At 67.5% G+C, this 24,841-nt stretch carries 21 protein-coding genes; 13 read left to right on the forward strand and 8 right to left on the reverse strand.

Going from position 1 to position 24,841, the window contains the following annotated elements; translation table 11 throughout:
- Nucleotides 1-73 precede the first annotated feature (73 nt).
- Nucleotides 74-1,579: an aminotransferase class III-fold pyridoxal phosphate-dependent enzyme gene (locus QRN34_RS03020; protein ID WP_285401877.1), complete on the reverse strand. Its 1,506-nt coding sequence runs from the start codon at nucleotides 1,577-1,579 to the stop codon at nucleotides 74-76.
- A 202-nt stretch (nucleotides 1,580-1,781) separates the two neighbouring features.
- On the opposite strand from QRN34_RS03020, the gene QRN34_RS03025 reads away from it, so the two are divergent.
- From QRN34_RS03025 to queA, 8 genes are read left to right on the forward strand one after another with little or no spacing between them, the layout of a single operon-like run.
- Nucleotides 1,782-2,702, forward strand: coding sequence for an ABC transporter ATP-binding protein (locus QRN34_RS03025; protein WP_285401879.1), 921 nt, complete (start codon nucleotides 1,782-1,784; stop codon nucleotides 2,700-2,702).
- Nucleotides 2,699-3,478, forward strand: a complete 780-nt coding sequence (locus QRN34_RS03030; protein ID WP_285401881.1) for an ABC transporter permease — start codon at nucleotides 2,699-2,701, stop codon at nucleotides 3,476-3,478. Before QRN34_RS03025 ends, QRN34_RS03030 begins: the two co-directional genes overlap by 4 nt.
- Before the next feature lie 6 nt (nucleotides 3,479-3,484).
- A complete protein-coding gene (locus QRN34_RS03035; protein ID WP_285401883.1) occupies nucleotides 3,485-4,696 on the forward strand; it encodes a sensor histidine kinase in 1,212 nt (403 codons plus the stop codon).
- Complete coding sequence (locus tag QRN34_RS03040) at nucleotides 4,693-4,860, forward strand: hypothetical protein (protein WP_285401885.1); 168 nt, start codon at nucleotides 4,693-4,695, stop codon at nucleotides 4,858-4,860. Before QRN34_RS03035 ends, QRN34_RS03040 begins: the two co-directional genes overlap by 4 nt.
- Nucleotides 4,857-5,459 carry a response regulator transcription factor gene (locus QRN34_RS03045; RefSeq protein WP_036140485.1) on the forward strand — a complete coding sequence of 201 codons (603 nt, stop codon included), beginning with the start codon at nucleotides 4,857-4,859 and terminating at the stop codon, nucleotides 5,457-5,459. Before QRN34_RS03040 ends, QRN34_RS03045 begins: the two co-directional genes overlap by 4 nt.
- Nucleotides 5,456-6,685, forward strand: coding sequence for a DUF3142 domain-containing protein (locus tag QRN34_RS03050; RefSeq protein ID WP_285401889.1), 1,230 nt, complete (start codon nucleotides 5,456-5,458; stop codon nucleotides 6,683-6,685). The genes QRN34_RS03045 and QRN34_RS03050 overlap by 4 nt, the downstream gene beginning before the upstream one ends.
- Entirely contained in the window at nucleotides 6,682-9,054 is a 2,373-nt protein-coding gene (locus QRN34_RS03055) for a hypothetical protein (protein WP_285401891.1), read from the forward strand. Before QRN34_RS03050 ends, QRN34_RS03055 begins: the two co-directional genes overlap by 4 nt.
- A gap of 56 nt (nucleotides 9,055-9,110) precedes the next feature.
- On the forward strand, nucleotides 9,111-10,145 hold the full coding sequence (gene queA / locus QRN34_RS03060; RefSeq protein ID WP_285401893.1) for a tRNA preQ1(34) S-adenosylmethionine ribosyltransferase-isomerase QueA: 1,035 nt from the start codon (nucleotides 9,111-9,113) through the stop codon (nucleotides 10,143-10,145).
- Here the strand turns inward: queA and QRN34_RS03065 are convergent.
- Nucleotides 10,142-10,915: an IclR family transcriptional regulator gene (locus QRN34_RS03065; RefSeq protein WP_036140488.1), complete on the reverse strand. Its 774-nt coding sequence runs from the start codon at nucleotides 10,913-10,915 to the stop codon at nucleotides 10,142-10,144. The two genes, queA and QRN34_RS03065, sit on opposite strands and share 4 nt — an antisense overlap.
- A 176-nt stretch (nucleotides 10,916-11,091) precedes the next feature.
- Between QRN34_RS03065 and fucP the strand changes: the two genes are divergently transcribed.
- Nucleotides 11,092-12,393, forward strand: coding sequence for an L-fucose:H+ symporter permease (gene fucP, locus QRN34_RS03070; protein WP_285401896.1), 1,302 nt, complete (start codon nucleotides 11,092-11,094; stop codon nucleotides 12,391-12,393).
- Nucleotides 12,390-12,743, forward strand: coding sequence for an L-rhamnose mutarotase (locus QRN34_RS03075; protein WP_285401898.1), 354 nt, complete (start codon nucleotides 12,390-12,392; stop codon nucleotides 12,741-12,743). The genes fucP and QRN34_RS03075 overlap by 4 nt, the downstream gene beginning before the upstream one ends.
- Before the next feature lie 68 nt (nucleotides 12,744-12,811).
- Here the strand turns inward: QRN34_RS03075 and QRN34_RS03080 are convergent, their stop codons facing one another.
- From QRN34_RS03080 to QRN34_RS03100, 5 genes are read right to left on the reverse strand one after another with little or no spacing between them, the layout of a single operon-like run.
- Nucleotides 12,812-14,131, reverse strand: a complete 1,320-nt coding sequence (locus QRN34_RS03080) for an enolase C-terminal domain-like protein (protein ID WP_285401900.1) — start codon at nucleotides 14,129-14,131, stop codon at nucleotides 12,812-12,814.
- Complete coding sequence (locus QRN34_RS03085) at nucleotides 14,125-14,988, reverse strand: fumarylacetoacetate hydrolase family protein (protein ID WP_285401902.1); 864 nt, start codon at nucleotides 14,986-14,988, stop codon at nucleotides 14,125-14,127. Before QRN34_RS03085 ends, QRN34_RS03080 begins: the two co-directional genes overlap by 7 nt.
- Nucleotides 14,989-14,998: 10 nt before the next feature.
- Nucleotides 14,999-15,796, reverse strand: a complete 798-nt coding sequence (locus tag QRN34_RS03090) for an SDR family oxidoreductase (RefSeq protein WP_285401904.1) — start codon at nucleotides 15,794-15,796, stop codon at nucleotides 14,999-15,001.
- Entirely contained in the window at nucleotides 15,793-16,626 is an 834-nt protein-coding gene (locus tag QRN34_RS03095) for an amidohydrolase family protein (RefSeq protein WP_285401906.1), read from the reverse strand. Before QRN34_RS03095 ends, QRN34_RS03090 begins: the two co-directional genes overlap by 4 nt.
- Complete coding sequence (locus QRN34_RS03100) at nucleotides 16,623-17,645, reverse strand: aldo/keto reductase (RefSeq protein ID WP_285401908.1); 1,023 nt, start codon at nucleotides 17,643-17,645, stop codon at nucleotides 16,623-16,625. Before QRN34_RS03100 ends, QRN34_RS03095 begins: the two co-directional genes overlap by 4 nt.
- Before the next feature lie 349 nt (nucleotides 17,646-17,994).
- Between QRN34_RS03100 and QRN34_RS03105 the strand changes: the two genes are divergently transcribed.
- From QRN34_RS03105 to QRN34_RS03115, 3 genes are all read left to right on the forward strand, one after another.
- Nucleotides 17,995-20,724, forward strand: coding sequence for a TonB-dependent receptor (locus QRN34_RS03105; RefSeq protein ID WP_285401910.1), 2,730 nt, complete (start codon nucleotides 17,995-17,997; stop codon nucleotides 20,722-20,724).
- Nucleotides 20,725-20,820: 96 nt separating this feature from the next.
- Nucleotides 20,821-22,419, forward strand: a complete 1,599-nt coding sequence (locus QRN34_RS03110) for an alpha-L-fucosidase (protein WP_285402137.1) — start codon at nucleotides 20,821-20,823, stop codon at nucleotides 22,417-22,419.
- Nucleotides 22,416-23,471 (forward strand): glycosyl hydrolase family 18 protein, encoded by a 1,056-nt coding sequence (locus tag QRN34_RS03115; protein ID WP_285401913.1) that lies wholly within the window; start codon nucleotides 22,416-22,418, stop codon nucleotides 23,469-23,471. Before QRN34_RS03110 ends, QRN34_RS03115 begins: the two co-directional genes overlap by 4 nt.
- Here the strand turns inward: QRN34_RS03115 and QRN34_RS03120 are convergent.
- On the reverse strand, nucleotides 23,455-24,834 hold the full coding sequence (locus QRN34_RS03120) for an alpha-L-fucosidase (protein ID WP_285401915.1): 1,380 nt from the start codon (nucleotides 24,832-24,834) through the stop codon (nucleotides 23,455-23,457). The two genes, QRN34_RS03115 and QRN34_RS03120, sit on opposite strands and share 17 nt — an antisense overlap.
- Nucleotides 24,835-24,841 lie beyond the last annotated feature (7 nt).

The following is a 24,841-nucleotide window of genomic DNA, read 5'->3' on the forward strand; positions in this document are numbered from 1 at the left end:
CCGAGCGCAGAGTGTGACCACCCAGCGCCTCCTCGCCGCGCCATACGAGCGACGGTGGTTCTGGCTTTGTCTCTTATGCTGCCCGCGTCGAAGCCGCCACCTGACGCCGCGGACCTTCCTTCAACGCATGGCGGATTTCCTCGATGATGAGGTCCACCTCGGCGCTGGTGACGCGGAAGTGCGGCGTGAAGCGCAGCGAGTTGGCCCCACCGTGGATGACGCCCACACCGCGCTCGCGCATGTATTCCTCGGTGGAACCTTCGCCGTAGCACTTGAACTCGTGCGCCAGCTCGCAGGAGAACAGCAGGCCCGTGCCCTGCACCTTGGTGATCAGGCCGCCCAGTTCGGTTTTCAGGCCTTCCAGCTTCTGCACGAACTCGCGACCGCGGGCGCGGATGTTTTCGCGCACCTCGTCGGTCAGCTCGGCCATGGTGGCGACGGCGACGTCGAGTGCGCGCGGGTTGGCGGTCATCGTGTTGCCGTAGATGCCCTTGCGGTAGAGGTCGGCGGTGGCCTCGGTGACGGCCAGCACGGACAAGGGGTACTGGCCCGCGTTGAGCGCCTTGGAGAAGGTTTCCATGTCCGGCGCGTCCAGCGACTCGAAGCCGGGATAGTCGACGATGGAAAGCACGCCGTGCGCGCGCAGGCCCGCCTGGATCGAATCGACCAGCAGCAGCGTGCCGTGGGCCTGGGTGAGTTCACGCGCGGCGGCATAGAAATCGGGCGTGAGCGCGCGGCCCGGATCGCCTTCGCCCATGACCGGCTCGAGGAACATCGCCTCGATGAACCAGCCCTGGCGGTCGGCTTCGGCGAACGCGGCGCGTAGCTGCGCCACGTCGTAGGGCTCCACCGTGATCAGGGTGTCCTCGTTGCGGAAGCTGGCCAGGTGCTGCTGGTAGTTGCGGCGCGAGGAATCCGAATACAGCGCCGGGCGCTCGGTGCGGCCGTGGAACGCGCCCTTGACCGCCAGGCGCTTGATGGTGCGACCGGCGTGGCGTGCGCCCGGGTCGGTCATCATGCGTGCGTTGACGTCGGCGATGCGGCCGGCCAGCGTCACCGACTCGGAACCGGAGTTCAGGCAAAGGAATCGGGTGTACGGGCTGCCGCCACGCGTGTGGCCCAGCTCGCGGCGCAGCGCGTCGGAGAGGCGCACCTGGGCGACGTTGGCAGTCATCACGTTGGCCATGACCTGCGGGCGCGACATCGCGTCGATGATCGCCTGCGGGTTGTGGCCGAAGCCGAGCATGCCGTAGCCGCCGTTGTCGTGCACAACGGCGCCCTTGAGCGTCACCACCCACGGACCGCGCGCGGCGGCCGGCACATAGGGGTTGAGGCCGTCGTCCGGATAGAAGTTGACCAGGCTGGCCTGCAACTGGTGGATCTGCGCCACTTCGTCCAGTCGCAGGAAGTCGGCCATGTCGGCGCGCAGCGCACGGTGATAGGCCACGGCATCCTCGATCGCCTGCACCAGCGCGGGATCGGTGGCGGCGAAGCGGGAAACCACCGTGTCGGGGAGGCCCCGCGTGCGCGCGGCACCACCGAAGTCGCGAAGCTCATGCAGAAGACCGATCACGTCCATAACCCACTCCTGGTACTTGTCGCACTGGATGACGCGGCACTGCCGCTAAGTGTCTATATGTAAAGGGTTTAATGAGCCAGCATAGCATGCGGCTTTTTGCCCCGTAACCCCCGGGTGACGCTTGTCACATCCGCACAATGACGCAAGCGACTGCCGTCAAGGGGTTGCCGTCAAATATGGTGCGACGCAAGGGAGGACACTCATGAACAACGACACCTGCATCGCACGTCTGGATCGCGTCGGCAAACGCTACGGCAACGTCGTCGCGCTAGACGGCATCGATCTTTCCATCCACCGGGGTGAGGTACTGGCCCTGCTCGGTCCCAACGGCGCCGGCAAGAGCACCAGCATCGGCTTGCTGCTGGGCCTGATCCGTGCCGACAGCGGCACGGCCAGCCTGTTCGATCGCGATCCCCAGGACATCCAGGCGCGCCGACGCATCGGCGTGATGCTGCAGTCGGCCAGCCTGCCGCCCACGCTGAAGCTGCGTGAACTGCTGACCCTCACCGCCAGCTACTACCCGGCACCGCGCGGCATCGCCGAGTGCGCCGCACTGGCTGGGATCACGGACCTGATGGGTCGCAAATACGCCGACCTGTCCGGCGGCCAGCAGCGTCGTGCGCAGTTTGCCATGGCCCTGGTCGGACGCCCCGAGATCCTGTTCCTCGACGAGCCGACCGTCGGCATGGACATCGCGTCGCGGCAATCGCTGTGGTCGTCCATCCGCACACTGGTGGCCGGCGGCTGTGCGGTGGTCCTGACGACGCACTACCTCGAGGAAGCCGAAGCGCTGGCCGACCGCGTCTGCGTGGTAGCCCGCGGCAAGGTCATCTCCGAAGGCAGCGTCGATGCGCTGCGCGCCCATGTGGCGGTGCGTCGCGTCCGCTGTATCACCCGCACGGATATCGCCACCGTATCCGCCTGGCCGGGTGTTACCTCCGTCGAGTTGCAACACGGTCGCCTGAGCCTCGCCACCGCGGATGCCGAAAGCGTCGTGCGCCGGCTGCTTGCCGCCGACGACGGACTGTCCGAACTGGAAGTGCAGCGCGCCGGCCTGGCCGAGGCGTTCGCCGAAATCACCCGTGAATCCGAGACCGGCGACATGGCCCAGGAGGCCGCATGAACACTATCGAGAGCATCGCCGCGCCGGTCATGAGCGGTCGCCGTGTCGTCAACGCCTATGTGCAGGAAGCGAAGGCGGAATGCCTGCGTTACCTGCGCAACCCGGGTTTCCTCCTGCCGACCCTGCTGTTCCCGTCGGTGTTCTACATCATGTTCGGGATTTTCCTGTCCCATGCGAACAGTGCCGACGCGCCGCGTTACCTGCTGGCGTCGTACGGCACCTTCGGCGTGATGGCGCCCGGGCTGTTCGGCTTCGGCGTGTCGCTGGCGCTGGAGCGGGACTCGGGCCTGCTGACGCTGAAACGCGCGTTGCCGATGCCGCCGGGTGCGTACCTGCTCGGCAAGATGTGCATGGCCATGCTGGTCGCCGCCATCATCTCGATCATCCTGATGAGCCTGGCCACCTTCGTGGCCGGGGTGTCGCTGCCGGTGTCGCGTCTTGCCGCGTTCTTCGTCCTGGAAGTGCTCGGTGTGCTGCCGTTCTGTGCGCTGGGCCTGCTGATCGGCACGCTGGTGAAGGGGCAGGGCGCGCCGGGCGTGGTCAACCTCATCTACCTGCCCATGGCCTTCCTGTCCGGACTGTGGATACCGTTGCCGGTGCTGCCGTCGTTCCTGCAGTCGATCGCGCCGCTGTGGCCGGCCTACCATCTGGACCGCCTGGCCCTATCCGCGGTGGGTCTGGGCGAGGGCGGCAACGTGATCCATGTGGGCGTGCTGGCCGCCTTCACCGTGGCCTTCCTGTGGCTGGCGGCACGGCGCCTGCGGCGGCACGGTTGAAGTAGCATGAACGCCCACCTGTCTTCGGATGCCCGCATGCCCCGCCCGTGGTTCACGCCGACGCCGGATTCGCTCTGGAACCGCTTCCGCGACAAGCCGCGCATGCGCCTTGCCAGCCTGTTCCACCTGGTCTGGACGGTGTACGCGTTCGGCGACCTGGCGTTCGCCAAGACCCTGGAGCCTCATTGGTGGCTGGTTACCGGCATCTCGTTTCCCGTGTTCCTCGTGTTCTACGTGCTCGCCTATACGCAGTCGCTGCGCTTGACGCCGTGGTTCGCCGCGGCGTCCGCACTGCTCGGCTTCGCGGTCATGGACGTCAACGCCAGCGCGTGCGGATGCTATGTCATCTACGCCTGCGCCATCGTCGGCTTCGAGGGATCGCCGCGGCGCTGGCTGGGCGGGACGGCCGCCATCCTGGGCAGCTTCGTGCTGGTGGCCTACCTCCTTCACGACTGGCCGCCGGCCATCATTGCCGGCTTGAGTTTCATCGCGCTGTGCGTCGGGGCAATCAACGTCATCTACCGTTTCAATTCGCAGCGCGATGCCGAGCTGAAGCTGTCCCACGATGAAGTACGCCGCCTGGCGGCGATGGCCGAGCGCGAGCGCATCGGCCGCGACCTGCACGACCTGCTCGGGCACACCCTGTCGTTGATCACGCTGAAGCTGGAGCTGTCGCGTCGCCTGCTCGATCGCGACGAGGTCGCCGCGCGACGGGAAATGGAAGAAGCCGAACAGGTGGCGCGGCATGCCCTGGCGGAAGTGCGCTCGGCGGTGACTGGCATCCGCGCGTCGGGCCTGGCCGCGGAACTGGCGTCGGCGCGCCTGTTGTTGAATGCGTCGATGGTCGGCTTCGAATACACCAGCGAGTTGCCCGTACTGCCCGAGCGGATCGAATCCGAACTGGCCCTGGTCCTGCGCGAGGCGATCACCAACGTGCATCGCCACGCGCAGGCATCCACCGCGGAAGCGCACGTCGCGATCGAGGGCAGGACGCTGGTGCTCACCGTGACGGACGACGGCAAGGGCGGCGTCGGCGGCGAGGGCAACGGTATCTGCGGCATGCGCGAGCGCGTGCGCAAGCTGGGCGGGTCCATCGGTTTCGAATCCGTCCGTGCGCAAGGCACGCGGGTGCGCATCGCGATCCCGCTGATGCCCGCCGACCGGCTGGCGGCGCCGCCACGCGGCGAGCTGTCCACCGATGCCGGGTTCGCCCCGTGACCTCTTCATGCCGCGACCTGCGCGTTACCCATATCCATCGCCATTCGCGTGCCACCGAGGCACGCGTGGTCATCACCCGGAACCAGGAGGCTTTCTCGATGCGCATCACGGACAACGGCTGCGGCGGTCTGGCGGCACGCGGCATGCTGGAGCACGCCGCATGATCCGCGTCTTGCTGGCCGAGGACCAGGCCATGGTTCGGGGCGCGCTGTCCGCGTTGCTCGGGCTGGAATCCGATATCGAGATGCTGGGTACGGCCGCCGATGGCGAAACCGCCTGGCGTGAACTGCAGCGGCTCAAGCCCGACGTGCTGGTTACCGACATCGAAATGCCCGGCCTGACCGGACTGGAGATCGCGCAGCGCGTGCATCGGCAGGAACTGCCGATCAAGGTGGTGATCGTGACCACGTTCGCGCGTCCCGGCTTCCTGCGCCGTGCCCTGGACGCCGGCGTCAGCGGCTACCTGTTGAAGGACGCCCCGGCGGAGAACCTGGCCGAGGCGTTGCGCAAGGTGCATCGCGGTGGCCGCGCCATCGATCCGCAGCTGGCGCTGGAAGCCTGGTCGGATGCCGATCCCCTGAACGATCGCGAGCGCCAGGTGCTGCGCCTGGCCGGCGAGGGCCAGTCGGCCGGCGACATCGGCGTGCAACTGAACCTGTCGCATGGCACGGTGCGCAACTACCTGTCTGAAGCGATCGGCAAGCTGGGCGCGGCCAATCGTATCGAGGCGTACCGGCTGGCCAGGCAGAAAGGCTGGTTGTGAGCGACGCCCGTCGACGTTCGATCCGTCGCCTGGGCTGGGCCGTGGCCGTGTCGCTGGCCCTGGTCGTGTCGGCATGCCGCCATGCGGAGGCGCCGCTCACCCACGACGCCTATATCTGGCAGCGGCAGTGGACACCGTCGCTGGGCGCGTCGGTCATGGCCTCGCGCGACCTGGTCAGCGACTGGCGCGTGCTTGTCGCCCAGGCCGACCGCGACGGCACGTTCCACACGTTCGCGCCCGACCGCGCGGTCCTGGCCGCCAGCGGACGCCCGGCGATCCTGGTCGTGCGCATCGATGGGCGGCTTGCCCGGCTGGATGAAACCGGGCTGGTGAGTCGCATCGTCGGCATCGCCCGCGACGCGTCGCTGCCTGCGGCGGCCATCGAGATCGACTACGACTGCCCCACGGCACGCTTGCCCGCGTACACCGCGTTCCTTCGCCGCCTCAAGACCGCCCTGGGCGACACGCCGCTGTCGATCACGGCATTGCCGACCTGGATCGGCTCGGCCGATCTGGACGACCTGCTTGCCGTGCCCGACGCGTCCGTGTTGCAGGTGCATGCCGTGCAGGCCCCGCAGGCGGGCCTGTTCGATCCGGCCGTGGCGCTGGGCTGGATCGACGACTTCGCGCGGCATACGCGCAAGCCGTTCCGCGTGGCCTTGCCGACGTACGGCTCGCGGGTGAGCTGGAACGCCGACGGGTCGATGCTCGCCGTGGAAAGCGAGCAGGGCCTGCGGGCCGCCGGCATCGCGGCGTCGGAGCTCTATGCCTCGCCGCTGGCTGTTCGCCGCGTCGTCGATCGGCTGGCCGCGCAGCGTCCCCGTGGCCTGGTCGGTTTCGCCTGGTTCCGGCTGCCCACGGCGGAAGACAGCCGGGCGTGGAGCCTGGCGACGTGGCGAGGCGTCGTCACCGGCCACCTCGATGCACCGCCCTTGCGTGCCATGCTGCGCCCGGGCAAGGATGGCGCCGCCGCCGACGTCGTGCTGGAAAACACCGGCGGTATCGACATGGCTCCGCCGCTGTCGGTTACCCTGCCGCGTGGCTGCGATGTCGCCGATGGCATCGATGGTTACGTGGTGCATCACACCGGGGAGGGTCTCGAGCTGGTGTCGCAGCAGGCACGACCGTTACCCGCACAAGCGCAACGCGCGATCGGCTGGGCACATTGCCCGGCCGGTACGCCATCCACCCTTTCCCTCCGCGCTGAAGGAGCGCCGCTTTCATGATGAAGACCCATTCGCTGGCGATCGGCTGCGTGCTGGCCCTGGCCGGCGCGGTGACTTGGGCCTGCGGGCCCTGGTTCCCGACGCAGACGCTGGACGATCGCGCGGCCACGCTGGCCGCCGTGCCGCAGAACACCTTCGCCTTCGAGGCGGCGCACCTGCTGCCGGCCACGGACACGCTGGCCGCCGTGGAGACGGCACCGTTCGAGGAGCCGTCGGTCAAGCCGGACCTGCCTGCCGACCAGGCCGAGCGGGTCAAGGCGATCATGGCGTCGGCCGGTGCGGCCGAGGCACTCGATGCCGGCAAGGACCTGCCGGACGACGTACGCCATTACGTAGCGGGCGCGGTCGAGTGGAACCGTGCGACGGCGGCGTGCCCCGCCGCACCGGAAAACGAATACGGCCAGCCGAGCGGCAAGCCGCCGTGTGCGACCTTCGACGCGGCGGCCCTGGCCAGCGCGCAGGCGCAGTTCGAGGCGGTGACGGCCTTGCCCCCTGAATCATCGAAGGCGCGCGGCGCGTGGGCGGCGTACATGCTGGGCGAGGTGCACGCGCTGCGTGCGGCCGGAGCCACCGGCACACCCGCTTTTGCGACGGAGCGCGCCGCGGCGGCGAAAGCGTTCCAGGACACCCGGGCCCGCGTCCTCGCAGGCGCGTCCGATGCCCAGGGCCTTGCCGTGGCCAGTTTCGGCGAGGAAGCGCGCCTGAGCCTGTATGCCGGCGACACCGCCTGCCTCTGGGTCGACATGGTCAAGGGCGAGGAATGCGTGGCGCAACTGGCGCCCAATGACCTCAAGCACGCCATCGCGCTGTATGCGGCCCAGGCCGGGCACGGATCACGTGGCGCGGTGGAATCGCTGGCGGCCATCGCCGGCGCGGTGCTGGCCGTGCCCGAGCAGGCGCAGGCGCTGGTGGAGGGTCCGGTGTCGCAGCGGCTGCTGGTCACTTACGCGCTGGCAAGGGTGGCCCCGCAGTCCACCGACGGCAAGCCCGATCCCGTGCTCGGCGCCTTGCTCGATGCGATCGACAAGGCCGGCCCGGACAAGGTGGCCGCGGCCGATCGCCTGGCCTCGCTCACCTACGAGCTGGGCCGCTACGACGCCGCACAGGCGTTGCTGGCGCATGCGGACGGTCCGCTGGCCAGCTGGGTGCGCGCCAAGCTGGCCCTGCGCCGGGGCGATCGCAACGCGGCAGCCCAGGCCTATGCGGAGGCGGCCAAGGCGTTCCCGCGCGCGGACGATCCGAAGGCCTCGCTGGAGCCCGGCAGCGTCCATCAACTGATGGGTGAGCGCGGCGTGCTCGCGCTGTCCCGTGGCGACTACGTGGAAGCCATGACGCGCATGTTCGAAGCGTCCAACGCGGTCGGCGGCGACGGCAATGTCGTCGACGAGGATGGCGAGAGCGCAGGCGCGGGCTACGGCAACGACACGATGTACATCGGCGAGCGCGTGCTCACCGTCGATGAACTGAAGACGTTCGTGGACGCCAACGTACCCACGGCATCGGCGGCTCCCAAGGCCGACGACAAGGACGTGACGGCGGCCTCACTGCTGTTCGGCGACCGCCTGCGCTGGATGCTGGCGCGCCGGCTCATGCGCGCCGGGCGCTTCGACGACGCGCTGGCCTATTTCCCGGCGGGCGTGGACAAGCGCTACGCCGAGGTGGACCTGCGTGCCACGGCCAAGGCCTATGCTGAAGACGTGCACGATGGCGATCATCGCTGGACGGATATCGGCAAGGCCGAAGCCCGCTTCGCCGCGGCGACGGTCGCGCGCGACCACGGCATGGAAATCCTCGGCTTCGAACAGGCCCCGGATTTCGCGGACAACGGCGGCGTGTTCCAGGGCGGGAGCGGCCAGTCGGCCGCGACGCTCAAGGGCGACCTGGTGACCGCCGGCGAGCGGCAACGTTTTGCCGACAGCAACGCACAGCCCGATCGCCGCTTCCACTATCGCTACGTGGCAGCCGACCACGCCGCGGCAGCGGCGGACCTGTTGCCGCCGCGCTCGCAGGCGTTCGCGGCCACGCTTTGCATGGCCACCCGCTGGATGCGCGAGGGTCCGCCCGATTACGACGAGGCCGCCGATGGCGAAGCGGATAAGCCGCTCAACGAACGGTCGCGCCGTGCCCGCATCTATTACGAGCGCTACGTGAAGCAGGGGCCGCATGTCGCGTGGGCCGACAACTTCGGCATGAACTGCGAGCCGCCGAACTTCGATCGGGCGCGTGAACTCAAGCGTGCGCAGCAGGTGAGGGTGGTCAAGCAGTTCGTGCACAAGCACCTGGTGATCGAGATCGTCGTGCTCGTCGCGCTGGTGGCGGCCATCGGTGCCCTGATCGTCCGCCGGCGCCGCCGCCGGACGGTGGCCTGAACGGCCCGGAGCGGGATGGGGGATAATCCCCACCCGCTCCCGATGCCGTACCCGCCGTGAAGAAATCCGATTTCGACTTCGACCTTCCGCCCGACCTGATCGCCCAGGCACCGCTGGCTCGGCGTTCGGGCAGCCGCCTTCTGGTAGTGGACGTGGCGGCGCACAGCAAGAAGGATCGCAAGTTCGACGAACTGCCCGAGATGGTTCGCCCGGGCGACCTGCTTGTGTTCAACGATACCCGCGTGCTGCCGGCCCGCCTGCACGGCCGCAAGGAGTCGGGCGGCGCGGTGGAGATCCTGATCGAGCGGGTCACCGGTGCGCACGAGGCGCGGGCCCAGCTCGGCGTCAGCAAGAAGCCGAAGGAGGGCGGCCGTATCGAGCTGGCCGACGGCAGCATGGTCACCGTGCTGGGACGCGACGGCGAGTTCTTCCTGCTGCGCTTCGAGTCGGGCGAGCCGCTGGAGCGGCTGCTGTCGCGCCTGGGCGAGATGCCGTTGCCGCCGTACATCGAGCGCAGCGCCGATCAGTCCGACATGGAGCGCTACCAGACCGTGTTCGCGCGCGAGCCGGGTGCCGTCGCCGCGCCCACCGCCGGCCTGCACTTCGACGAGCACCTGCTGCAGCGCCTGCGCGACGCCGGCGTGGACATGGGCTACGTCACCCTGCACGTGGGTGCCGGCACGTTCCAGCCCATGCGTGCGGAGGATGTGCGTGACCATGTCATGCACCGCGAGTGGCTGAACGTAGGGGCTGCGCTGGTGGAGAAGATCCGCGCCACGCGGGCGGCGGGTGGTCGGGTGATCGCGGTGGGCACCACGGTGGTGCGGGCGCTGGAAAGCGCCACGGTGGAGGGCGTGCTGCGTCCGTTTGCCGGCGAGACGCAGATCTTCATCTTCCCCGGCTACACCATCACCAGCGTCGATGCGCTGATCACCAATTTCCACCTGCCGCAATCGACGCTGCTGATGCTGGTCTCGGCGCTGGCGGGGAAGGAAACCATCCTGGATGCCTACCGTTACGCCGTGCTGCAACGCTACCGTTTCTTCTCCTACGGCGACGCGATGCTGATCTACCCGCCGCGCGGCGGCTAGAGTCCCGGCACGCCGTGCGACAGCTCGCGTGAGACTTCGGCCGCGGCGTCCGCCAGCAGGCGGGCGGTGGCCGTGATGTCGATCCTTGCGCCGCGCCGCTCGATGAAGGGCACCGTGAGTGCGCATACCGCATGGTTGCCTTCGATGATCGGTGCCGAGAGATCGGTGACACCATCCACCACTTCGCTGGCGATGCGGGCCAGGCCCGCGGCGCGTACCTTCGCCACCGTCGCGTCCACACGCGCACGGTCCAGCGCCGGATCGTGCGCGGCCATGGTACGCAGCCAGCGCTCGCGGGTGTCGTCGGTCTGCCAGGCCAGCAGCACATAGCCCGATGCGGAATGCGACATGGGGCGACGATGGCCCACGCGTACCACCAGTCCGGTCTCGCCGGGGGGATCGACCCGCGCGATCACCACGATCTGCTCTTGCGAGGGCACCACGAGATGGCACGACTGGTCGATGCCGTCGGCCAGCCGGTGCATCACCGGCATCGCGGTTTCGATCAGGTTCCTGACCGGCGGTTGTTCCATACCCAGCCGGAACAGGCGCGGCGTGAGCGAGTAGGCTCCCTCGCCGTCGGGTCGGGCGATATAGTCGCGTTCCTCGAGCACCTGGAGCATGCGGAAGATCTCGCCGCGCGAGCGTCCCACGCCTTCGGATATCTCGGCGATGGATAAGGGCTGGGTGGCCCGGGCAAGCAGTTCGAGGATGTCGAGGCCCTTGTCCAGGGCAGGGGCGCGATACTTCGGCGAATCGGCAGGGGGCATGGCATTCCGTGGCATGGGCAGAAACGGTGCATGGCAAGTCTAGCGTGTGGCTGGCTGCGGGCGTGTATATACATCGCTACCGACATGCCATGCTGCAGCGCAGCTTGTTATGCTGGTGAATAATAAGTTCATATTTGCACATCCCGCGTCCCGGGCCATGTCAGCGGAGACATCGCATGCAGCAGCACACGCCGATCACGGCGACCCCGACGCGCGCCCTGGCGCGAGCCCCGCTGTTCCCGCTCGTGCTGATCGTCAGCCTGTTCTTTCTCTGGGGCGTGGCCAACAACCTCAACGACGTGCTGGTGGCCCAGTTCAAGAAGGCGTTCACGCTGTCCGACTTCGATGCCGGCCTGGTGCAGAGCGCCTTCTATCTCGGCTATTTCCTCGTGGCGCTGCCGGCCGGCATGTTCATGCGGCGCTTCGGCTATAAACCGGCCGTGGTGTTCGGCTTGCTGCTGTACGGCGCCGGCGCCTTGCTGTTCTGGCCCGCCGCGGCCACGGCCACCTACGGCACCTTCCTCGTCGGCCTGTTCGTGATCGCCGCCGGGCTGGCTTTCCTGGAAACCTCCGCCAATCCCTACGTGACGCTGCTGGGCCCACGCGAGTCGGCCGCCTCCCGGCTCAACCTCGCGCAGGCGTTCAATCCGCTGGGCTCGATCACCGGTGTGCTGATCGGGCAGCACTTCATCTTCAGCGGCGTGGAACGCTCGCCCGAGCAGCTGGCCGCCATGGATGCCGCGGCGCACCTGGCCTACATGAAGAGCGAAGCGGCGGCCGTGCAGATGCCCTACCTGGTCATCGGGCTGGGTGTGATCGTCTGGGCGGCGCTCATCGCCATCACCCGGTTCCCGCGCACCTCGGTCGACGCATCGGAATCGGCAGGACCGGTGGATCGCGGTGTGCTCGGTCGCCTGCTGCGTGACGGTCGCTTCATGTCGGCCGTGGTCGCCCAGTTCTTCTATGTCGGTGCCCAGGTGGCCGTCTTCAGCTACATGATCCGCTATGCCCAGGCCACCATGCCGGGCACGGTGGACAAGGCGGCGGCCAACTACATCACCGCCGCGCTGCTGTGCTTCATGGCGGGACGCTTTGCCGGCGCCGCCATCATGAAATACCTGCGTCCGGCCCACGTGCTGCGCACGTTCGCACTGGTCAACGTAGTGCTGGCGGCGGTGGCTGCCTTCGTGCCCGGCCACGTCGGCATCTACGCGCTGGTGGCTTCCAGTTTCTTCATGTCGATCATGTACCCGACCATCTTCGCGCTGGGCGTGGAGGGCCGTGGCGATACGGAACGCAAGTTCGGCGCTTCGTTGCTGGTCATGGCCATCGTCGGCGGTGCCGTGGTCACGGCGGTCATGGGTGCCACGTCGGATCGCCTCGGCATCGCCCACGCCATGCTGGTGCCGATGCTGTGCTTCGTCGCCATCTTCCTGTTCGCCTGGCGGCGCACGGCGGCCAGGGGCGTGGTCGCATGAACTGGCAATGCCTCGCGCTGGACCTGCACGACGATCCCGCGTCGATCGCCGAATACGAGCGCTGGCACCGGGCCGAATTCATCTGGCCCGAAGTGGTGGCGTCCATCCGCACGGCCGGCATCCAAGACATGCAGATCTTCCGCACGGGCAACCGGCTGGTGATGCTAATGCGTGTCGGGCCGGATTTCGACGGCGCGGCGAAGGCCGCAGCCGATGCCGCCAGCGAGCGCGTGCAAGCGTGGGAAGCGCTGATGTCGACGTTCCAGCAGCCGCTACCGTGGGCCGCTGCGGGGCAGAAATGGGTGCCTATGCAGCGGATCTTCGACCTGGCGGCCTGCGCGGCTAGCTGAAAGCCGTCTTCCGGCGATCGCGACGGAGGCCGACGCCACGGCGGTGCCGGCCGGGCGTCGGCGTGTTGTCAGGCGCCCGCGACGAGCGGCAGGCTACGCCATACGATCCCGTCGGGAAACAGGTGGTCGCGCACCGAGCTCGTGTGCATCTGCGCGGAAAACCCTGGCGCGGACGGCGCACGGTAGCGGCCCTGTTCGATGCGCACCGGATCGACGAAGTGCTCGTGCAGGTGGTCGACGAACTCGATGGCGCGATCTTCCTTCTTGCCCGTGATGGCCACGAAATCCGCCATGGCCAGGTGCTGCACCAGTTCGCACAGGCCCACGCCGCCGGCATGCGGGAAGACACGCACGCCGAAGTGCGCCGCCAGCAGCAGGATCGCGAGGTTGTCGTTGACCCCGCCCACGCGCGCGGCGTCTATCTGGATCAGGTCGACGGCCTCGGCCTGCAGCAGCTGCTTGAACAGCACGCGGTTCTGGCCGTGCTCGCCGGTGGAGATCGGCGTGGGTGCCACGGCACGGCGGATGGCCGCGTGGCCGAGCACGTCGTCGGGGCTGGTGGGTTCTTCCACCCAGGCCAGGCCCACGCTTTCCAGCGGCTTCAGCCAGTCGATGGCGGTGCCCACGTCCCAGCGCTGGTTGGCGTCCACGGCGATGGCGATGTCGGGGCCGACCGTCTCGCGGGCGAGCCGGCAACGGCGGATATCGTCTTCGAGGTGCAGGCCCACTTTCAGCTTGATGGTGCGGAAACCGTCGGCCACCGCCTGGCGTGCCAGGCGCTGCATCTTGGCGTCGCTGTAGCCGAGCCAGCCGGGCGAGGTGGTGTAGGCGGGATAGCCTTCGGCTTCCAGCTGCGCGATGCGTGCCTGCTTGTGCGGCTCGGCCTCGCGCAGGATCGCCAGCGCCTGCTCGGGCGTCATCGCATCGGTGAGATAACGGAAGTCGATCTGCGCCAGGATCTGCTCGGGGCTCATGTCGGCGATGAAGCGCCAAAGCGGCTTGCCCGCACGTCGCGAGGCGAGGTCCCAGGCGGCGTTGATCACCGCGCCGATGGCCATGTGCATCACGCCTTTCTCGGGGCCCAGCCAGCGCAGCTGCGAATCGCCGTTGAGCTCGCGCGCGAAGTCGCCCAGGTGATCTATCACGCTGTCCAGCGGGCGTCCCACCACCATCGGTTCGAGCGCCGCCAGCGCCGCCGTCTGCACGTCGTTGCCGCGGCCGATGGTGAACACCAGCCCGTAGCCCGCCAGGCCATCGGGGCTGTCGGTGCGGATGACCACATAGGCCGCCGAGTAGTCGGGGTCGGGGTTCATCGCATCGGAACCGTCGTGGTCCAGCGAGGTGGGAAAGCGGACGTCGTACGTGTCCAGCGCCGTGATGTTCACCATGCGCGGCGGTCCCCCGGATGCGCCACCACATCCTGGCGCTGGCGCCCCAGCCCTTCGATGCCCAGTTCGATGACATCGCCGGGCTTGAGGTAGGTGGGCGGCTTCAGGCCCAGGCCGACGCCCGCCGGCGTACCGGTGCTGATCACATCGCCCGGCATCAGCGTCATGTAGCGGCTGATGTAGCTGACCAGGTAGGCCACGCCGTAGACCATCGTGCGCGTGTTGCCGCTCTGGTAGCGATGACCGTTGACCTCGAGCCACAGCGAGAGGTTCTGCGGATCGGCCACCTCGTCGCGGGTGACCAGCCAGGGGCCGATCGGGCCGAAGGTGTCACAGCTCTTGCCCTTGACCCACTGGCCGCCGTGTTCCAGCTGGAACTCGCGCTCGGAGAGGTCGTTGATGACGGCATAGCCGGCGACATGGCTCATCGCATCGTCGAGCGACACGTCGCGCGCGACCTCGCCGATGATGACGCCCAGCTCCACTTCCCAGTCGGTCTTCACCGAGTCGCGCGGGATCACCACGGTATCGTTCGCGCCGCCGATGGCGGTGGTGGCCTTCATGAACAGCACCGGCTGCTCCGGCACCGGCGCACCGGTCTCGGCGGCGTGGTCCGCGTAGTTCATGCCCACGCAGATCATCTTGCCGATCCCCGCCACGGGCGTACCGAAACGCGGCTGGCCCGCGACGAGGGGCAGGGATGCGGGATCGAGGGCGGCAAGGCGCGCGAAGGAGGCGTTGCCCAGCGTCGCGCCGGACAGGTCGTCGACGATGCCGGACAGGTCGCGCAGCTGGCCGTCGACATCGATCATGCCGGGCTTCTCCTGCCCCGGTTGTCCATAACGTACGAGTTTCATGCGTGTTCCTTCAGTTCGACATGCCACCGTCCACGACGTGGACGGTGCCGGTGGTGAACGACGATTCGTCGGAGGCCAGGTAGAGGGCCAGCGCGGCGATCTCCTGCGGATCGCCCAGGCGACCCATCGGCTGCCGCTCGGTGAAGCCACGCCATGCGGCATCCTCGTCGCCGCCCAGCGCACGCACGCGATCGCCCAGCGAGGGCGTTTTCACCGTGCCGGGGCAGATCGCGTTGCAACGGATGCCACGGGCGACATAATCCGCGGCGATGGAGCGCGTGAGGCCGATGACCGCGGCCTTGCTGGTGCCATACGCGAAGCGGTTGGGGACGCCTTTGATGCTGGAGGCCACGGACGCCATGTTGAGGATGCTGCCCGCACCGCGTTCCAGCATGCCCGGAAGCACCGCGCGGCACGTATGGAACATGCTGTCGACGTTGATCGCGAACGAACGGCGCCACGCGTCGATGTCCGTGTCCAGCAGGGTGCCCGCGTGCACGTAGCCGGCGCAGTTGAAGAGGATGTCCAGCGGGCCCGCGTCGGCGACGAGCGCTGCGATCGCCGCCGCGTCGGTCACGTCGAGGCGCTGCGTGCGCAAGGCACCGCGCACGGCCGACGGCGTGGCGGCGAGGTGCTCGTCGAGCGCAGCGGCCAGTCCGGCCAGTCCGTGCTCGTCGATATCCGTGGCCAGCACGGTGGCGCCTTCGGCGGCGAAGGCCAGTGCGGTGGCGCGGCCGATGCCGGCGCCGGCAGCGGTGATCAGGGCGTGCTTGCCGGCCAGGCGGCCGGAACGGGCGGACGATGTCATGGGGAAGACCTCGATGCGGCGGAGTAGAGAGCGATGGCGTTGTCGCCGAAGACGGACGACTCGGCATGGGGGGCATGACGCAGCACGCAGGCGCGGGCCACGGTTTTCCAGGCGTCGTAGGTAGCGTGCGTGGTGACCACCGGCCAGTCGCTGCCCCAGATGAGGCGTGAGGCGCCGAAGGTCTCGAACAGGTGGCCGACGTAGGGTTCCAGCGCGCGCGGGTCCGCGACGGCACCGGTGCGGTCGAGCAGGCCGGAGAATTTGCAGTACACATCCGGCATCTGCGCCAGTCGCGCGATGGCGCCGGCCCATTCGGCAAAGCCACCGCCGGTGATGTCCGGCTTGGCCGCATGGTCGATCACCGTGCGCAGGCCCGGGTGCCGGGCCAGTCGCGTCGACAGCGTGCGAAGGTGGCGACCGTCGACCAGGGCCTCGAAGACCAGGTCGCGGTCGCGCAGGTGATCGAACGCCCGGTCGAGCCCTGGCGAGGCCAGCCAGGTGACATCGGGAATATCCTGCACCATCGGACGGATGCCGCAGAGCAGGCCCTGGCCGTCCGCGAGCAGCCAGTCCAGGCGCGCACCGACATCGGCCGCTTCCATGTCGATCCAGCCGATCACGCCCAACACCTCGGGCCGTGCGCGGGCCAGTTCGAACAGGAAGCGCGTCTCGCGTTCGTCCGGTGCAGCCTGGACGAGGAAGCAGGCATCCGTCGGCGCGCCGGCATCCTCGGGAAGGAAGGTCGCTTGCAGCGAGGGCGGTGCATTGGCCAGCCAGCCGTAGTGCAGGCGCGACGGATCCCAGTAATGGCGATGTGCGTCGACGATCATGGCGTGGGCACCCCGGGGGCGAGCAGGCCTTCGTCGATCAGTGCCTGCCATGTCGCAGCAGGCACGTCGGTGGCGCGACGCCGCAGCGCGGTGTCCACTTCCGCCACCGAACGCAGGCCGCAGACCACGCTGGCCACCGCGGGATGGGCCAGCGGGAAGTGCAGGGCGGCTGCACCGACGTCCGCGCCCGTGCGCCGGCACACGTCGTAGAAACGCTGCGCACGCTCGCGCACGGCGGGCGAAGCCGGTGCGTAATCGTAGGTGGCGCCGGGATGGTCGGCGTTGCCGAGCAGGCCGGAGTTGTAGGGACCGGCCACCAGGATGGCCACATCGTCGGCCTGGGCCTTCGCCATCACGCGCGTGCTGGCGGCCTGTTCGAACAGCGTGTAACGACCGGCCAGCATGATCGCGTCGAGCCGGAAGCGGGCCATGACATCGAGGCAGACAGCTTCCTCGTTGACGCCGATACCGATGGCGCCGACCGCGCCTTCGTCGCGCAGGCGCGCCATTTCCGGCAGCGCTTCGTCGAGGGCCTGTGCCAGTACCTCGGCATGCCGCGGGCCATGCGTCAGCGCGCCGATGTCGTGCAGGAACAGGATATCGATGCGATCGGTGCGCAGGCGACGCAGGCTTGCCTCGAAGCTGCGACGCACGCCGTCGCGGCTGTAGTCGAAACGGGCGACACGACCGTCCACGGCAAAGCCGTCCTGGTCGCCGTGGCGACCGGAAGCATCCTCGACCAGTCGGCCCACCTTGGTGGACAGCCCGTAGCTGTCACGCGGCAGGTCGGCAAGCGCCTCGCCGATACGGTTTTCGCTGAGGCCGAAACCGTAATAGGGCGCGGTATCGAAGTGGCGGATGCCACCCTCCCACGCCTGCCGAAGGGTTCGCAGCGCCTCGGCCTCGTCCACCTCGGTGTAGAGGTTGCCCACCGGCGCGCCACCGAAGGCCAGCGACGAAAGCGTGGCGCAACGGGCGGGCGGCACAGTGGCGGTTGGGCTCGCGAACGGCAGCGGCATGGGGGCTCCAGGGAAACACACGGCAGACGGTATCGCCTGCACAGGTATAAATACTACGTTTATAGGTGAACCTGTGTACAGGTGACGGCGCGATGAAATTTTTGTTGCAGCGCAACTTGAATCGTGCGAAACATATCTGAATACTGCGTTCGCCAGTAAACGGACGGTGGGTAGCAACACACCACGGATGACAACGTTGTCGGCGCGGGGTCGATGACGGGTGCCACGAATACATGGGCGTTAGCCCGCGCCGTCGCCGACGGTTGCGGTTCCGTACGGACGAAGCGCACTGCCTGCCGGGCGGATCGCCAGCATCCGGAATAAGAAGAGTTTGGGGGAGGACATCCGCATGACCATCAACAAGACCCTGCTGTGCGCCAGCATCCTTTGTGCATTCGCCGCCGCCGCGCACGCACAGGACACCACGACACCCGCCGCCGCGCCCGCCAGCGCGCCCGCGGACCCGAACAAGCCGGACGCGGCCAAGACCGCCCAGGAACGCGCCGCTGAAAAGCAGGCTGCGACGCTGCAGGCCGTGACCGTCACCGGTTACCGCGGCAGCCTGGAAAAGGCGATCGACATCAAGCGCAACGCCAACGCCGTGGTGGATGCGATCAGCGCGACCGACATCGGCAAGTTCCCGGACACCAACGCTGCCGAGTCGCTGTCGCACCTGCCGGGCATCACGGTGGATCGCCAGTTCGGCGAAGGCGAGAAGATCAGCGTCAACGGCACCGACGCCGCGCTCAACCGCGTGCTGCTGAACGGCCAGACCATCGCCTCGGGCGACTGGGGCGGCAACCCGACCGACACCAGCGGCCGCACGTTCAACTACTCGCTGCTGTCGCCCGAGATCATCGGCAACATGCAGGTGTACAAGTCGCCCGAAGCGCACATCGACGAAGGCAGCATCGGCGGCACGGTCATCATCCAGACGCGCAAGCCGCTGGACCTGCCGGCCAACACGCTGCGCGGCTCGCTCGGCTACAACTACAACGACCGCTCCGCGCAGGGCAACCCGCGCGCCTCGGCGCTGTGGAGCTGGAAGAACGACGACAGCACGCTCGGTTTCCTGACCAGCGTCACGCACGACAAGGAAAACCTGTCGCGCGCCGGTATCGAGTTCTTCGGCTACACCACGGGCGACAAGATCACCAGCAACCCCACGGTGACCGGCGACCCGAACTACGCCAATTCGAAGATCCCGGTGGGCATCAACAGCGACTACTTCCAGCAGACCCGTGAGCGCAACGGCCTGCAGTCCACGTTGCAGTGGCGCCCGGACGACCACAACGAATTCAACCTGACCGGCCTGTACGTCAAGGGCAAGTACGACAACTTCAGCGAGGCGCGCTATGTGTGCCCGGGTTGCGGCGACCTCAACAAGCTGACCAGCATCACCAACAGCAACGGCTACATCACCAATGGCGTGGTGTCGCCCAACACCGGCAACGGCCAGCCGTATGCCGAGCTGGATACGAACTACCGCAAGACGGAAGTCTCCACCAAGAGCATCAACCTGCGCCACGATTTCACCGGCGACGAGTGGCAGTTTACCAGCCAGTTGGGCTACACCAGCGCCAGCGGCGGCAAGGATCCCGAGTACCTGATGAAGTACCTGCTGAAGAACGGCGGTTACAACTTCGGCTACGACGGCCGCAACACCAGCACCAACTACGACAACGGCTCCGCCGCCAACTGGGGCCTGCCGGGTTCGCCGGCCAACTCGCCCCCGGGCGATCCGACCCTGCCGGGCCAGAACCAGGCCGGTGGCATCTACTACGAGCAGACCACCGACCGCGAGCGTTACGCGCAGTTCGACGCGCTTCGCGACCTGTCGTGGGGCCCGATCAACCAGATCGAAATGGGCGTGAAGTACACCAACCATTTCAACGGCACGCAGTCGCGCGGCAACCGCATCAACACCACCGATCCGGTGTCGTTGACCGACTTCGATCCGGGTTCCACCCCCAGCGGTCTCTACGACGGCCTGCATGCCAGCGGCAACATGACCGACTGGGCCACGGCCAGCCAGAGCAGCGTGGTCAACTACCTGAAGTCGCAGCCGCAGGGCCCGTACACCATCAACTACCCGTCGATCTTCGGCGTGGCGGAGATCACCAAGGACGCCTACCTGCAGCTGGACTTCGAATCCGGCAAGTGGCGCGGCAACGTCGGCGTGCGTTATGTCGATACCAAGGACACGTCCAACTACTACGTGAACAACAACGGCGGTACGTACAGCGCCGTGTCGAACACCACGCACTACTACAAGCCGCTGCCGTCGCTCAACGTCGCCTACGACCTGGATGAGGACAAGGTGCTGCGTGCGTCGATCGCCAAGGTGATCGCCCGCCCGCGTTACGGTGACCTCGCCGGTGCCACGTCGCTCAACGGCGCTTCCACGGGCAACTTCACCGCCAGCGCCGGCAACCCGGACCTGAAGCCCTACCAGTCGACCAACTTCGACGTGTCGGCGGAGTGGTATTTCGCCCCGGCAAGCCTGCTCTCGGTCGAAGGCTTCGTGCGCAAGATTGACAGCTATATCGTGACGACCACCAGCGAGCGCTCGCTGACCGATCCGACCACGGGTCAGACCAACCTGTACCAGGTGACCTCCCCGGTCAACGCGTCCAACGCCAAGGTCTCGGGCCTGTCGCTGATCTACCAGCAGGACCTGGGCTACGGCTTCGGCATCCAGACCAACTACACGTACAGCAAGGCCACCACGCAGACCCAGGCCGACGGCGGCAAGCTCAACCTGCCGTACCTGTCCAAGAACACGGTCAACATCATCCCCTACTACGAGCACGGTCCGTGGTCGGCGCGCATCAACTACAGCCGCCGTTCCCCGTATTTCACCCAGGTGGGTCGCCTGAATTCCAACGTGTTCGCCGATGCGTACAAGGAACTGGACCTGAGCGCGTCCTACCAGGTCAACGAATGGATGGGCGTCACGCTGAGCGCGACCAACCTGCTGGATTCGACGTACTACCAGTACGCCGACATCAAGTACGCTCCGATCGGTGAGTACAAGAGCGGCCGTACGTACTCGATGACCCTGAACTTCAAGCTTTAGCGCGCTACCGGCGGCGATCGTCTCCCTGCGGCGCCGCCGGGTTTTTTTACGGAACGAGGAGTGCTTTCGATGGTGCGACGATCCCTGGTCCCCCTCATGGTGGCGGCGCTGGCGTTCGGTGCCGCCCATGCGGGCGAAGCGACGGCGCCCACCGCCGGCACCGTGTCGCCACAGATCCAGGACCTGCGCTGGCAGCAGGCCACCGCCCGGTTCGCCCCGGCGCGCAAGGCCATCCTCGATCATGTCGGTGCCGACGTCGCCAAGGGTCCGTTCCGGCCCGACTGGGCTTCGTTGAAGGGCTACCGCTCGCCCGCCTGGTACGACGACGCCAAGTTCGGCATCTTCATCCATTGGGGCGTCTACTCGGTGCCGGCCTTCGGCAGCGAGTGGTATTCGCGCAACATGTACCAGCAGGGCACCAAGGAATTCGCGCACCACGTGGCCACCTATGGCCCGCAGTCGCGTTTCGGCTACAAGGATTTCGTGCCGATGTTCAAGGCGGAGCGGTTCGATCCGGACGCCTGGGCGGCGCTGTTCCGTGAGGCGGGGGCACGCTACGTGGTGCCCGTGGCCGAGCACCACGACGGCTTCGCCATGTACGACTCGAAGCTGTCCGAGTGGACGGCGGTGCAGAAGGGCCCGAAACGCGACGTCATCGGCCTGCTGGCCAAGGCGATCCGTGCGCAGGGCATGCGCTTCGGCGTGTCGTCCCACCGGGCCGAGCACGACTGGTTCTTCGATGGCGGTCGCCACTTCGATTCAGACGTGAACGATCCCGCCAATGCCGGGCTCTACGGGCCGGCGGTGGACCACCTCAGCAAGGACGACCAGAACCTGGCCGACGACTGGACCTTCGTCTCGCAGGCCTGGCTGGACGACTGGCTGGCCCGCACGGCGGAGCTGATCGACGATTACCACCCGGACATCATCTACTTCGACTGGTGGATCGGTCACCCGACCTTCCGCAACACGCTGCCCACCCTGTTGTCGTACTACTACAACCAAGGCGCGAAACGCGACGGCGTGGTGGTCAACTACAAGCTGGGTGACTTCCCCGAGGGCGCCGGCACGCTGGATATCGAGCGCGGGCAGCTCACCGGCATCCACGCCACGCACTGGCAGACCGACACGTCGGTCAGCGAGGCCTCGTGGGGTTACATCGACCACGACACCTACAAGTCGCCCACGGTCATCATCCACCTGCTGGCGGACGTGGTCTCCAAGAACGGCAACCTGATGCTCAACATCGGGCCGCGCGCGGACGGCACCATCCCGCAGGGCGCGCAGGATACGTTGCGCGGCATCGGTGCGTGGCTGAAGGTCAACGGCGAGGCCATCTACGGCAGCAAGCCGTGGCGGGTGTACGGCGAAGGCCCCACCGAGGTCATCGGCGGCACGTTCCAGGATACGAAGACCAAGCCGTTCACCGCGGACGATTTCCGCTTCACCACCGGCAACGGCAAGCTCTACGCGATCGAGCTGGGCTGGCCGGCGGCCGGTAAGGCCACCGTGCACGCGATCAAGCCGACCGACGCCGTGTCGAAGGTCGAGTTGCTGGCGGACGGTAGCAACGTGCCCTTCACCCAGGACGGCACCGGGCTTCACCTGCGGGTTCCCTCCCATCCCGTCGGCAGCGACGCCTACGTGTACCGCATCACGCTGGCCACGCCGACCACCCCCAAGGCCTCCCCATGAATCGCTGGAAACTCCTCATCGTCGCCGGCCTGTTCTGGCTGCCGCTGGCCGCGTTCGCCAAGGCGCCCGTGGCGCTGTTCTACCTGATGGGCACGCAGAAATCGGTGGCCTCGTTCGAGGCGCACGTGGACAAGATCGACCTGCTGGTGCCCACCTGGTACGGCGTGGACGAAAACGGCCTGGTCTCCGGTGGTCCCGACGACTACGTGTTGAAGATCGCCCAGGCACACAAGCTGCCGGTGATGCCCATCGTGTCGGCTGCGGGCGACCGCGCCAAGTTCCACGCGCTGCTCACCAACGAAACCGCGAAGAAGGCGATGATCGCCAGCATGATCGAACAGGCGAAGCTGCACGGCTTCGTCGGCTACCAGTTCGACTTCGAGAACATTGCCTGGACCGATCGCGACGCGCTCACCCTGATCACGCGCCAGACCTACGAGGCGCTGCACAAGAACGGGCTGAAGCTGAGCATGGCCGTGGTCCCCAATGCACCGGGGTATGCGGGGCAGGGCGCCTTCGGCAAGTGGATGTGGGAATACTGGCGTGGCGCGTACGATCTGAAGGAGCTGTCCAAGGTGCTCGACCTGGTCTGCCTGATGACCTACGACCAGCACACGCGCTGGACCACGCCGGGCCCGGTGGCGGGCATGCCCTGGGTGATGGAACAGCTGCAGTACGCGATCAAGATCGTGCCCAAGGACAAGCTGTCGCTGGGCATCGGCCTGTACGGCTACCGTTGGTTCACCGGCAACCCGGTGGGCGCGGATGGCAAGGAAAACTCGAACATCTCCGGCACCTATATCGATGCCGACGAATCGTTCCCGCTGGCCAAGCAGTTCGGTGTCACCATGCAGTGGGATCCGGTGGAGCACGAGTCGTGGTTCTACTTCTACCGCGACCAGATGCGCGAGTGGGTGTTCCTGCCCGATGCCCGCGCCTTCCGCGACCGCTACGACGTAGTCAAGCAATACGGGCTGGAAGGCTTCTGCGCCTGGGTGCTGGGTTCGGAAGACCCGAAGATCTGGGACGAGCTGCCTAACGCGGTGCGTTGACCGCGAACAGCTTGAACTCCCGGATACGCGCCGTGCCCACGGCGGACAGGATGTTCAGACGGACGCGCCGTGCGGTAACCGGCGCGAAGCGATCGATCTTCATGTGACCGATCGCCTGGGCCTGGGCAACGGTTTTCCAGCCGTTGCCGTCCCACACCTGCACCGCATAGCCGTGCACGGTCTGGCCACCGTCCAGCCATTCCATCGTCATGGCGCGGTCGAAGGTGACCTCGCGACCCAGGTCCACCTCCAGCGTGGCGTTGGCCGCCCCGTTCGGTGCGGACCAGAACGTCGACGGATCGCCGTCCAGGGCCGCCGCGGTGTTGGCGTCGGTAGGCGCGTGCTGGGCCACCAGGTTGGCCGCATCGCCGTAGCGTGCCTTGAGCGCCTTGCCGAAGTCGGCCAGCCGGCGCACGTCGGCCTCGGGCAACAGGCCATGGGTGTCCGGCGCCACGCCCAGCATCAGCTGGCCGCCGTGGCCGACGCTGCTTTCCCAGTTGTCCATCAGCTCGTCCACGGTCTTCAGCGACGTGCCGAAGTCCGGCCTGGAGCTGTAGAACCAGTGGCCCTTGTGCAGCGGCGTGTCCACTTCCAGGGGCCGCCAGCGAAGCTGTCCGTGGCGGTCGATGACGTTCCAGTTTTCGCCCTGCACCACGCCGTCCTCGTTGCCGACCCAGCGGATGTCGCCGTAGTCGAACAGGGCGACATCGGCGAAGATCATCGCGTTGGTCTGGTAGGTCCGCAGCGTTTCCACGTATTTGGCGAAGTCGTAGACATGCCCCGCGCTGCCGGCACCGTCCAGCCACCACTCGGTGAGCGGTCCGTAGTGCTGCACCAGTTCTTCCAGCTCGGACAGGTAGTACTTGTCATACGCAGCGGCGTTGGCGTAACGCGGATCGTGTCGGTCCCAGGGGGATAGATAGATGCCGAAGCCCAGGCCGTTCTTCTTCGCCGCGTCGGATGCCATGCGCACCAGGTCGCCCTTGCCGCCCTTCCACGGGCTGGCCTTCACCGAATAATCGGTCTGGTCGGTGGGCCACAGGGCGAAACCGTCATGGTGTTTCGCCACCAGCACCATGTAGCGCACGCCGGCCGCCTTGACCGCGCGCGCCCACTGGTCGGGATCGACCTTGTCGGGGTTGAACACGCTGGGCGACGCGGTGCCGTCGCCCCACTCGCGGTCGAGGAAGGTGTTGGTGCCGAAGTGCACGATGACGCCGAACTCCAGGTCCTGCCAGGCCACCTGCTGCGGCGACGGCTTGACGTCGGTGAACGACTCGGCCGGCGCGATGCCCGGCAGGGCCGCCAGCAGCGCCGTCGCGAGGCAGGTCTTCAGGCGGCGGAACGGAACGGACGTCGACATGGGCAGG

Source organism: Luteibacter sp. ME-Dv--P-043b (genome assembly GCF_030209605.1).
In the GTDB taxonomy this organism is placed as follows: domain Bacteria; phylum Pseudomonadota; class Gammaproteobacteria; order Xanthomonadales; family Rhodanobacteraceae; genus Luteibacter.